We start from the raw sequence: 10,442 nt of genomic DNA, 5'->3' as shown, positions 1-10,442 counted from the left end.
GGCCAACCCCCAACGATTACCCAACGCTACTATCTCGTTAACCTCGAAGCGGGCGTGGAGCGCTTTGCTCAAGCCACCCGTAGCCATTGGGGCATTGAGAATAATCTCCGCTGGTGCCTGGATGTGGCTTTTCATGAGGATGACTCCCGCATTCGCAACGGCTATGCCCCCCCAGAACATGGCTGTCATTCGGCACGTGGCGCTCAACCTGCTCTCTCAGGAGTCCTCAGCCAAGGTTGGTAAGAAGGCGAAACGCCTCAAAGCCGGATGGGATAATACTTATCCCACCAAAGTCCTGGCCGCGGCAGGGTGAGTATGCGTTTGCCCTGGGGTCTGTACGTTGCCTGTGGGATAAGTCGAAATACCGGCATCGCCGGGCCTGACATGGAGGCCACCGCTGCCAGTGTCAATGAAAGTAGCTTGATTGGCTGCTGCCCTAAATGCAGCTACCAGCATTTAGGGCAGCAGCGTCAACGATGGTGTCTTGCAATTCTTGCCCAAGAAAGTCGTCTACAGCCTTACACTTTGCAGACGACTCTATGCCTCAACTGATTGCATACCAGTACTTTTAGCTTTTATTTTTACCCAGCAACTTTACATTTCCTCTTTTATGAGAATTAAAAAGGAATGTCGTCGTAGCTGGGAGCGGGGGCGGACGGAGTAGAAGGCGCTGGGGCAGACGGGGTCACCGGGGCCGCCGGGCGGGATGCCGCTGGGCTGGGGGTCGCCACGGGAACCGCCACGGCGGCTGGGGGAGCCATGGGCATGGTGTTGAGATCGCCCACCGCATAGATGCGCTGCACGGTCATCTCCACCTGCTTTTCTTTGTAGCCCTGGGGGTTGTCGATCACGTTCATGGCCAGGCGGCCTTCTAGCAGCACTCGCTGGCCTGCCTGGTACTGCGACTGAATGTCTTGGGCCAGGTTGCCCCAGCCCACCACCTTCATCTGGGAGGAGGGGTCACCCTCTTTTAGCCCCGGAAACTGCACGACGAACTCAGCGACGGGCGTTTGATTGTCGGAGGTGTAGCGCAGCTGGGGCGACTGCACGATCTCGGCCATTAGCAGGCAATTGTTCATAGCGGCATGGGCTCCTTAATCCCCTGTTCTTTCTCGATGAAGTTCTGGACGTGATCTTGATACTTGGCGATGGTGTCGTCGAGCCATTCGCGGTTTTGGCTGTTGGCGTAGATGTGGACTAGGGGTTCACCGGCATCGGGCAGCACCAGCACCCAGTCGTCGGGGTTGTCACCTAAGATTTTAACGCCGTCGATCAGCTCTAGCCGTTCGGGCGGGTTATCTTCGACTAGATAGCGCATCAGGGCTCCCTTCACCGTCCAGGGGCAGCGTAGGGTCTGCATGCGGTAGGCCATGCGGGGCAGGTCTGACCAGATCTGGCCGAGCGATCGCTGCTGTAGGCTCAAAATCTCGATCAGCTTGGCAATGCAGAACATGGCGTCAAAGCCGGGGTGCAGCTCGGGGAAGATGAAGCCCATTTCGCCGCTGCCGCCCAGCACCACGTTGGGGTTGGTCTGGCAGGCTTCCATCAGGGCAGTGGGGTTGGCCTTGGTGCGAATTACCTGACCGTCGTGGCGGCGGGCAATGTGCTCGATCGCCCCGGAGGTGTGCACCGGCACCACGATGGTGCCCCGAGGGTGGGTGGTCAGCATCATATGGGCCATCAGGGAGGTCAGCACTTCGCCGCGAATACGGGTGCCGACTTCGTCAACTAGAATCAGCTGTTCGCCGTTGGCCGACACCTGGGCCCCAAAGGTGGCCCGCAGCGACTGCACCACCTGACCTAGCTGGCCCAGCATCACCTCGCGCTCGTCGTTGGAGAGGGCCACCTGGCGCAGGCTGGCGTTGAGCACCACCGCGTCGCAGTCAAATTTGCCGAGAATCTGTGGCAGCACCGCCCCCGACACGGCGTAGAGGTAGTCGATCACCACCTTGGCCTGGCTGTTGGTAACGGCTTCAACGTTGAGGTGTTTTTCAAAGGCGGTGGTGTAGGTAGAAACCACGCCGGTGGGGTAGGTGACGGTGCCGATCTCGTGGATCGCCGCCCGTCGGAGATCTTCTTTGAAATAGGCCCCTTCAATTTTCTTCTCTTTGCCCTTGGGGATATCGATGCCCTTTTCGTCAAAGAATTCGATCAGCACGTAGTCAGGGCGATCGGGGTGCAGCCGCACGTGAATGCCCCCGGCGACGCCCATCTCGGCCAGCACGCTGCGCGCCACCGGAATCGCCGTCGCCTCCAGATTTTGTATATTGACGCCGACGGACATTAGGCCCGCAATCAGCGATCGCGACACCATGCGCGAAATGCTGCGCTGATCCCGCGATACCGTCACGTGGGATCCCTGCTTCAGGGTTGACCCGTAGGCCGCCCCCAGCTTGACCGCAAACTCGGGGGTAATGTCGATATTGGCTAACCCGGCCACCCCCCGCTGGCCAAACAGGTTGCGTTGCGCCGTGTTGCCCCAGATAAGGTTGATGTTCAACGTTGCACCTGACTCGATTTGCTTACTCGGCCAGACCCGCACGCCAGGGCTAATTTGCGCCTCTTCGCCCACTGTGGACAGGGGGCCAATCACCGCCCCCTCCAGCACGTGGGAGCGGCGGTCGACCCGGGCACCGCGAGCAATGCTACAGGCCCGCAGGTGCACCTCGTCGCCGACGATCGCCCCGTTCCAGACAATGGGCCGTTTGAGGTCAGCATCGTTGCCAATGGTGACATTGTCGCCAATCACGGTGCCCGGTTCGAGCACCGTGCGCGCGCCAATGCGGCAGTTGTTGCCAATCATCACTGGCGGATGAATCTCAGCCGTGGGATCTATCTGGGTATTGTCGCCAATCCACACGCCGGGAGATGTCTCCGGGTACGCATAATCGACTACAACTTTGCGGTGCAGCGCGTCGTACTGGGCCTCGCGGTAGGCCTCCAGGTGGCCGACATCGCACCAGTAGCCGTCGGCTACGTAGCCGTACATGGGCTCGCCTTTGTCCAGCAGCAGGGGGAAGAGATCTTTAGAGAAGTCAGACTCTTCGTTGTCGGGCAGGTAGTCGAGCACCTCGGGTTCCAGAATGTAGGTGCCGGTGTTCACCGTGTCAGAAAAAATTTCGCTGGTAGAGGGCTTTTCTAAAAAGCGCTTGATGCGGCACTCTTCATCGGTGATCACCACCCCAAACTCGATGGGGTTGGGCACCCGCGTCAGCACTAGGGTAGCCTTGGAGCCTTTTTCTTTGTGAAATGCGATCGCCGCTTTAAGGTCAAAGTCGGTAACGCTGTCGCCACTGATCACCAGAAAGGTTTCGGTGAGCAGGTCGGCAATGTTTTTGACGCAGCCCGCTGTGCCCAGGGGCTGGTCTTCTTCGACGGCGTAGGTCATCTGCACGCCAAAATCGCGCCCGTCGCTGAAGTAGTTGCGCATCACATCGGGCAAATAAAAGAGCGTGGCAATCACCTCATTAATGCCGTTGCGCTTGAGCAAATTGACAATGTGCTCAGCGATAGGACGGTTGAGGATAGGTACCATGGGCTTGGGTAAATCGCAGGTTAGGGGCCGTAGCCGAGTCCCTGAACCACCAGCCATAAGCACTGCACGCATATCGTCTCCTTCCTGCTGACAACTATTCCTAGGAAATTGACAACCGCCCTTAGGGAGATGCCATAGACCCTAGATTGACCTGGATACCCATTACCTTACACCGGGCCTGACCTATCCGAAGATAGATTAGAGTAAATGGATGGTTGCCATCTCTATCCCAGGTGAGATATTCACCTCAGAAGATTCATATACGATCTGGGCCGCAATTTCAGTAGCCCAGGCTCTAGCGCCATTCGCCCAAATGGGCAATGCCGACAAAAACGGCCCGGCAACCGAGGTCAACGTTGGTATTGTAGAAGCATAGGTGACTCGGTTTAGAAAGGAGCAGGGCTATGGGTACGCTGATTGTGCTTTTGCTGGCCGGGATCTACGGCGGTGGGGCATTTAAGTTTTGGACGGGGTTCAACCGCACCAACTTTACCGACGGCAGGGTGAAGTTTACGGTGCTGTGGCCGCTGTTTTTGGCCCTCAACAAGTCGTACCGCGAAAACTTTAGCCGAGCCTTAAAAGGATGAAAAGCGAAGCAAAGGGCCGCCTACCCGCCGACCCCTCGCCCTGGGGTGCCCAGGTGCAGGCGGTGGGGCGGCGCTACGACCACGAGTTTGGCGGCCAGCCCTTTGACCTGCCCCCCGAGGTCGAAGAGATGGCGGTGTTTCAAGACTGGATTGCGGGCAGCCTGACGCCCCGGATTTCGACCCCCTTTTGGGAATCGGTGAAGCCCCGCAAGCGCGATCGCTGTCTCGATATCGGCTGCGGCATTAGCTTTCTCATCTACCCCTGGCGCGAGTGGGAGGCCCTGTTTCAAGGCCACGAGATTAGCCCAGTGGCCTGCGCTGCGCTGACCGCTCGCGGCCCCCAGCTCAACTCGAAGCTGTTTAAGGGGGTCACCCAAGGCCCCGCCCACCGTCTAGAGTACGAGCCCCAGAGCTTCGATATGGCGATCGCCACCGGGGTCAGCTGCTACTACCCCCCCGACTACTGGGCCACGGTGCTGCAACAGGTAAAAAAAGTCCTCAAGCCCGGCGGCTGGTTTTTGTTCGACGCTATCAACCCCGAGGCCGAACTGGCCGAACCCTGGGCCATTCTCGAAACCTACCTGGGGGCCGAGGTGCATCTCGAAGATCTCAGCCGCTGGCCCGCCCTGGTCAAAGCCGAGGGCGCACGGGTTGTTTCCACCAAAGACTATGAGCTATTTCGCCTGTTTAAGGTGAAGTGGGATGTTTAGGGAGTGGGTGAGTGAGTGAGTGCAATCCAGCACCTACCCACCTGCCTCATCCACCCGCTTCCCCACGACTTCTTTTGCGCTACCATTAGCGGCGACATTTGGTCGAGAGGTCGCGCATGGGGTTGGGTTCAAGAAACGCCAAACTGGGGCTGGGACTGCTGCTGCTAGCTCTACTGGGCGGCTGCAACCGGAGTGCTGAGGTCTCTAACACGGCTTCTGATGGGGCCGAGAGCACGCCCACGGCTGGGGCCGAGGCTCCGGCGGAGCTGGTGGAGGATGGCGGCTATCGTTCGACGCCCATTAACCCCAGCCGCACGGCTCAGCTGGTGACCCAGGGGGAGGGGTCGCAAGTCAATCTGCGATCGCAGCCCACCACCCAATCCACCTCGCGGGGCTACGGTTTAGGTGGTGACGCGGTGACACTGCTGCGCCTGGCCGAGGGCGAAGGGGGCCTGAGCTGGTACTACGTCAAGTTTGCTCAATCGGGGGCCGAGGGCTGGGTGCGCGGCGACTTTATCGACACCAGTGCCCAGGTCGCCGCGCCGTCTCCCACCGCCAACGAAATCACCACTGGCCCCTGTGGAGACAACCGACCGGAAGCTTTTTTTGAGACCGAGTCCTTTAACATTCACCTGTGCCAAACCCCCCAGGGGCTGAACTACATCGGCACCAACAAAACCAACAGCGAAACCCTTACCACCACCGACGTGCGCAACAGTCAGGGCACCTACATTGCCATCGACGGCAACTATCAGTACCACATTAGCGATCAGACCCTGGCGGTGTATCAGGTGAAGGGCGGTAGCTACGACCAGCTTGAAGGGGAAGACGTGATTCGCCACGAGCGGTTTTTATATTGAGGCTGAGGAGATGGGAGAGATGGTCTTGACCAGCCTACGCTAGCGACTTCTTACAACACCCAAAAGAAAATTCTCACCCCCTAACCCTTGTTGATAAGCTGGAGGTTTGTTTCTTTATTTGCAAGAGTTGGGGCAGTAAGGCATGGATAACAAGTTGATGCTGATGATTCCGGGGCCGACCCCCGTACCAGAGCAGGTGCTGTTGGCCATGGCCAAGCACCCCATGGGCCACCGCAGCGGCGAGTTTAGCGCCCTGATGGGCGAGGTGACTGAAAACCTCAAGTGGTTGCACCAGACCCAAAACGACGTGCTGGTGCTCTGCGCCAGCGGCACCGGGGCGATGGAAGCGGGCATTATCAACTTTCTCAGCGCGGGCGATAAGGTGCTGGTGGGCAACAATGGCAAGTTTGGCGAACGCTGGGGCGAAGTAGCCCGCGCCTACGGCCTTGACACCCACGAAATTACCGCCGAGTGGGGTAAACCCCTCAACCCCGACGACTTCAAGGCTGCTTTGGATGCCGACACCGCCAAAGAAATCAAGGCGGTCATCATCACCCACAGCGAAACCTCCACTGGGGTGCTCAACGACCTGGAAACCATCAACCGCCATGTCAAGGCTCACGGCGCGCTAATCATGGTGGATGCGGTGACCAGCCTGGGAGCTATCTCGGTGCCTGTGGATGAATGGGGTCTGGATGTGGTGGCCTCTGGCTCCCAAAAGGGCTACATGATTCCGCCAGGCTTAGCCTTTGTCAGCGTCAGCCCCAAAGCCTGGGAAGCTTATGAAACGGCGACTCTGCCCAAGTTCTACCTCGACCTCAAGCCCTACAGCAAAGGGGCGGCTAAGAATACGACCCCCTTCACCCCCCCGGTGAATATGTTCTTTGCCCTGCACGCGGCGCTGCAAATGATGCAGAAAGAGGGGCTAGAGGCGATTTTTGCCCGTCACGATCGCCAGAAGCGAGCCACCCGCGCCGCCATGGCCGCCCTCAATCTGCCTCTGTTTGGAGCCGACGACTGCGCCAGCCCCGCTATCACCGCCGTCATGCCCCAGGGGGCAGACGCAGAGCAAATTCGCTCGGTGATGAAGAAGCAGTTTGACATTGCCCTAGCCGGCGGCCAAGACCACCTGAAGGGCAAGATCTTTCGGATTGGGCACCTGGGCTTTGTGGGCGATCGCGACGTGCTGACCGCCGTGGCTGCGATCGAGGCCACCCTGACCAAGCTCGGCTACGACCAGTTCACCCCTGGGGCTGGGGTCAACGCCGCAGGCCAAATTCTGCTGGCCTAGACTCACCCTAAAGGCCCTGGCTAAATCGCTTGGCGCAGATTCGCCATCCGCTGAAAGCTGCCGGGGCCGCACTCTTTCTCAAACTCCAGCACAATCCAGTCCTGGCGCTTGCCGATGCGCTTGGCGCTTTTTTGCAGGTATTCAAAATACTCCAGCATTTGCGTGGGCGTGGGCCGGGGGCCAAAGATCGAGCCCAGGCACCAGGCATCTTTAGGCCAGCGACCGCAGTGCTCCCAAAACGATCGCTCGGCCCAGGTCGGTGCATTACGGCGATAGTAGGCGCGGCGGCGGTGGCTGTGGAACAGCTCCACCAGGGTGGGGATGTCGTTGATCTGGTGGGCCTGGTCGGCGGAGTAAATCTCTACCATGTCCTCCAGGTTGAGGGGGCGCTCGGTGATCCACTGGTGGCCGCAGTCGGGGCATTTGGCAATGAATGACAGCACAATGCGGCCGCACTGGGGGCAGGGCTTTGTCGGCGGTGGCGCACCCCCCTCGCTGTTCTTTTGTTCCTGCACCGGCAGGTGGTAGTCCTTAATATCTTCGGGAAAGCCCAGGCGCTCCAGGTTGCCCGCCTGGTCGAGAATGATGCCGTACTGCTTGCCCGTCTGGGGCGAGATCCGCATTACCCGGCCAATCTGTTGCAGGTGCAGGGCGCTCGACTGGGTGGGTCGCAGCATTAGCCCTACCTCTACGCTGGGCTCGTCAAAGCCGATGCTGATCACGTTGCAGGAGGTGAGTACCAGAATGTTTTCTTCCCGCAGGTCGCTGTACATGCGCTTGCGGTCTTTGATGGCGGTGCCCCCTTCTACCGTGTCGGCGGTGATGCCCGCCGCGCGAAAGGCATCGGCCACGTGGCGGGCGTGCTCGATATCGACACAAAAGGCGATGGTGCGCTTGCCGGGGCAGAGGCGCTGCCACTCGCGGACGATTTTTTCGATCAGCTCGGGGCGATCGCAGGCATTCTTCAGTCCGGCCTCATCGTAATCCCCCCGCACGGTCTTGACTTCCTTCAGGTTGGCGACCCCGTCGGGCGGCATGCTGTAGTACTTCATCGGGGCCAAAAAGCCCCGCTGTTGCAGGTCGCTGGGTACGGGCGAGGCCACCAGGGTATCCATAACGTCGCCCAGCTGTTCTTTGCCCAGGCGCTTGGGGGTGGCGGTCATCACCAGGTGCCAGGCATCGGGGAAGGTTTTGAGCACTTTTTTGCCCACCTGGCTGAACAGGGTGATGTGGCCCTCGTCGTAGAACACCACATCGGCGGGCCACTGCTTCCACCAATGCCGCTTGGCCATGGTTTGAATGCTGGCGATCTGAATGGGGGCGTCGCGGTTCTCTTCCCACCCCGCTTTAATAAAGCCGCAGTTGAGCCCAAAGGATTCCATCTTTTCGTAGGTTTGGCCCACCAGCACGTCTAGGTGCACCAAAAACATCAGCCGCTTGCCCGCCCGCTCGGCGTGGGCGCAAATCTGTCCGCTGATCACGGTTTTGCCCGCCCCGGTACCAGCGACGATCGCTACCCGCTTGTGCCCCTCGTTGAGCTTGCGGTAGAGGTCGTTGATTAGGTCAACCTGGTAGGGGCGGAGTTGAGGCGGCATTGGGAGGGGAAATACGATGGGGAGGATGGGGAAGGGGAGGAAGATAGGGAAGACCAATAGTGTCCTCAGTCCATAATCCCCCGACTCAATAATAAACGAGTACTACCTTCTGCCCCTGTAATCAAGGGCCGTTGGGCCACTGACGTTATCATTCAGGTACGTAAACCACGGGTCTGCCATGACGACCTTTCCCCGCACGCCGCTGACTGTTCCCCCGTTGGAGAATGGCGATCGCCTCAGCCGTGACGAGTTTGAGCGCCGCTACGCCGCCATGCCCGATACTAAAGCGGAACTGATTGAAGGAGTGGTTTACGTGGCGTCTCCAGTTAGGTTAGGCAGTCACGGGCGTCCCCATTCTCAGATGATGGCCTGGGTCAGCCCCTATTGGGTGACAACTCTGGGGGTAGATGTTGGCATTGATTCAACAGTGAGGCTGGACTCGGGCAATGAACCTCAGCCGGATATTTTGATCCGCCTGGAGCAGGGATACGGTGGAAAATCTAGGCTCACAGCAGATGATTATGTGGAAGGCTCACCTGAGCTGGTGATTGAAATTGCCGCCAGCACGGCCACCTTTGACCTGTACGAAAAGAAAACGGCCTATGGTCGTAACGGCATTCAAGAATACATCGTCTGGCAGGTGTTTGACCGCAAGATCGACTGGTTTTATTGGGACAATGACCGCTACGTGGATCTGGAGCCGGGCGAAGATGGCCTGTGCCGCAGCCGAGTCTTCCCTGGCCTGTGGCTCGACCGGGAGGCGATGGTGCAGGGCAACTTAGCCCAGGTGGTGGCGAGGCTAAACCAAGGTCTACAATCGACCGAACACCAGACATTTGTTGAAAAATTGCAATCTACTCAGGGCGCTTAGGCACAATGGAAACGAGAAAGCTCGGCAACACCGATATTGAAATCACGCCGCTGATTTTTGGCACTTGGCAAGCAGGTAAGAGTGGCTGGGTGGGTATCGAAGACCAGGACGTGATTGACGCGATGCAGGCGGCCCTAGAGGCAGGCATTACCACCTTCGACACGGCAGAGGTCTACGGCGACGGCTATTCGGAGGAGCTGGTGGGCAAGGCGCTGGGCGATCGCCGCGATCAGGTGATCCTCGCCACCAAAGTCTTCGCCAACCACCTCAAGGCCGCTCAGGTGATCAAAGCCTGCGAAAAATCGCTCCAGCGGATGCAGACCGATGTGATTGACCTGTACCAGATCCACTGGCCGTCAGGATCGTTTAAGAGCGAGGTGGTGCCCATTGGGGAAACCATGGGGGCGCTGAACCAGCTCAAGGAGCAGGGCAAAATTCGCGCGATCGGGGTGTCGAACTTTTCTAAGGCCCAGCTCGAAGAGGCGATGCAGTTTGGCCGCATTGACAGCCTCCAGCCGCCCTACTCGCTCTTTTGGCGTGGGGTTGAGGCCGAGTTGTTGCCCTACTGCGTAGAGCATAACCTGACGATGCTGGCCTACTCGTCCCTGGCCCAGGGATTGCTCACTGGCAAATTTGGCCCTGACCACCAGTTTCCTAAAGAAGACATTCGCAGCAAAAACAAGCTGTTTCAGCCGCCAATCTACGACAAAGCTCAGGCTGCCTTGGAACAGCTGCGCCCCATTGCCGATCGCTACCACACCATGTTGGGAAATCTGGCTCTGGCCTGGCTGATTGCTCAGCCCCAGACTACGGCGATCGTCGGGGCGCGTAACACTGAGCAGGCTGTGGAAAATGCTAAGGCAGCGGCGGTTTCGCTCTCGGCAGACGACCTGGCGGAAATCGATGCTATCAGTCGTACCGTGACCGACCATCTGCCTACCGATCCGGTGATGTGGGCCTTCGGGTAAACGCAAAGGAAGGCGTTTACCCTCA

General features: G+C 58.9%; 10 protein-coding genes and 1 pseudogene. 8 read left to right on the top strand and 3 right to left on the bottom strand.

The genetic code is table 11. The features are described from left to right. A pseudogene (locus tag VB780_RS07700) lies at positions 1 to 313 on the top strand (ISAs1 family transposase); the annotation flags it as partial. A gap of 304 nt (positions 314 to 617) precedes the next feature. Here VB780_RS07700 and VB780_RS07695 read toward each other — a convergent pair. Together VB780_RS07695 and VB780_RS07690 are read right to left on the bottom strand one after the other, a co-directional pair. Then, positions 618 to 1,079 carry a single-stranded DNA-binding protein gene (locus VB780_RS07695; protein WP_323350551.1) on the bottom strand — a complete coding sequence of 154 codons (462 nt, stop codon included), beginning with the start codon at positions 1,077 to 1,079 and terminating at the stop codon, positions 618 to 620. After that, a complete protein-coding gene (locus tag VB780_RS07690; RefSeq protein WP_323350553.1) occupies positions 1,076 to 3,592 on the bottom strand; it encodes a mannose-1-phosphate guanyltransferase in 2,517 nt (838 codons plus the stop codon). Before VB780_RS07690 ends, VB780_RS07695 begins: the two co-directional genes overlap by 4 nt. A 154-nt stretch (positions 3,593 to 3,746) precedes the next feature. Here VB780_RS07690 and VB780_RS07685 point away from each other — a divergent pair, with 154 nt between their 5' ends. The 5 genes from VB780_RS07685 to VB780_RS07665 all read left to right on the top strand — a co-directional run bounded on the left by VB780_RS07685 (position 3,747) and on the right by VB780_RS07665 (position 6,983). Further along, positions 3,747 to 3,911, top strand: a complete 165-nt coding sequence (locus VB780_RS07685; RefSeq protein WP_323350550.1) for a hypothetical protein — start codon at positions 3,747 to 3,749, stop codon at positions 3,909 to 3,911. A gap of 28 nt (positions 3,912 to 3,939) precedes the next feature. Beyond that, positions 3,940 to 4,122 (top strand): hypothetical protein, encoded by a 183-nt coding sequence (locus VB780_RS07680; RefSeq protein ID WP_275333027.1) that lies wholly within the window; start codon positions 3,940 to 3,942, stop codon positions 4,120 to 4,122. Next, on the top strand, positions 4,119 to 4,832 hold the full coding sequence (locus VB780_RS07675) for a class I SAM-dependent methyltransferase (protein WP_323350549.1): 714 nt from the start codon (positions 4,119 to 4,121) through the stop codon (positions 4,830 to 4,832). Before VB780_RS07680 ends, VB780_RS07675 begins: the two co-directional genes overlap by 4 nt. A 116-nt stretch (positions 4,833 to 4,948) precedes the next feature. Continuing rightward, positions 4,949 to 5,692, top strand: coding sequence for an SH3 domain-containing protein (locus VB780_RS07670; protein ID WP_323350548.1), 744 nt, complete (start codon positions 4,949 to 4,951; stop codon positions 5,690 to 5,692). A gap of 142 nt (positions 5,693 to 5,834) precedes the next feature. Beyond that, the gene (locus VB780_RS07665; protein WP_323350547.1) at positions 5,835 to 6,983 is read left to right on the top strand and encodes an alanine--glyoxylate aminotransferase family protein; all 1,149 of its coding nucleotides are present in this window, start codon (positions 5,835 to 5,837) and stop codon (positions 6,981 to 6,983) included. A gap of 20 nt (positions 6,984 to 7,003) precedes the next feature. On the opposite strand, the gene VB780_RS07660 is transcribed toward VB780_RS07665, so the two are convergent. Continuing rightward, complete coding sequence (locus tag VB780_RS07660) at positions 7,004 to 8,578, bottom strand: DEAD/DEAH box helicase (protein WP_323350546.1); 1,575 nt, start codon at positions 8,576 to 8,578, stop codon at positions 7,004 to 7,006. Positions 8,579 to 8,756: 178 nt separating this feature from the next. Between VB780_RS07660 and VB780_RS07655 the strand changes: the two genes are divergently transcribed. Together VB780_RS07655 and VB780_RS07650 are read left to right on the top strand one after the other, a co-directional pair. After that, positions 8,757 to 9,449 carry a Uma2 family endonuclease gene (locus tag VB780_RS07655; RefSeq protein ID WP_323350545.1) on the top strand — a complete coding sequence of 231 codons (693 nt, stop codon included), beginning with the start codon at positions 8,757 to 8,759 and terminating at the stop codon, positions 9,447 to 9,449. A 5-nt stretch (positions 9,450 to 9,454) separates the two neighbouring features. Then, a complete protein-coding gene (locus VB780_RS07650) occupies positions 9,455 to 10,417 on the top strand; it encodes an aldo/keto reductase (RefSeq protein ID WP_323350544.1) in 963 nt (320 codons plus the stop codon). Positions 10,418 to 10,442 lie beyond the last annotated feature (25 nt).

The organism is Leptolyngbya sp. CCNP1308, assembly GCF_034932455.1.
GTDB lineage: Bacteria > Cyanobacteriota > Cyanobacteriia > Phormidesmidales > Phormidesmidaceae > Nodosilinea.
Note: the sequence above shows the minus strand (reverse complement) of the source record. Positions and strands in the feature narration are given on the sequence as shown.

Coding starts and splice junctions, on each gene's coding strand:
- VB780_RS07655 (WP_323350545.1), top strand. CDS start 8,757: ATGACGACCTTTCCCCGCACGCCGCTGACTGTTCCCCCGTTGGAGAAT.
- VB780_RS07690 (WP_323350553.1), bottom strand. CDS start 3,592: ATGGCTGGTGGTTCAGGGACTCGGCTACGGCCCCTAACCTGCGATTTA.
- VB780_RS07670 (WP_323350548.1), top strand. CDS start 4,949: ATGGGGTTGGGTTCAAGAAACGCCAAACTGGGGCTGGGACTGCTGCTG.
- VB780_RS07680 (WP_275333027.1), top strand. CDS start 3,940: ATGGGTACGCTGATTGTGCTTTTGCTGGCCGGGATCTACGGCGGTGGG.
- VB780_RS07660 (WP_323350546.1), bottom strand. CDS start 8,578: ATGCCGCCTCAACTCCGCCCCTACCAGGTTGACCTAATCAACGACCTC.
- VB780_RS07665 (WP_323350547.1), top strand. CDS start 5,835: ATGGATAACAAGTTGATGCTGATGATTCCGGGGCCGACCCCCGTACCA.
- VB780_RS07675 (WP_323350549.1), top strand. CDS start 4,119: ATGAAAAGCGAAGCAAAGGGCCGCCTACCCGCCGACCCCTCGCCCTGG.
- VB780_RS07695 (WP_323350551.1), bottom strand. CDS start 1,079: ATGAACAATTGCCTGCTAATGGCCGAGATCGTGCAGTCGCCCCAGCTG.
- VB780_RS07650 (WP_323350544.1), top strand. CDS start 9,455: ATGGAAACGAGAAAGCTCGGCAACACCGATATTGAAATCACGCCGCTG.
- VB780_RS07685 (WP_323350550.1), top strand. CDS start 3,747: ATGGTTGCCATCTCTATCCCAGGTGAGATATTCACCTCAGAAGATTCA.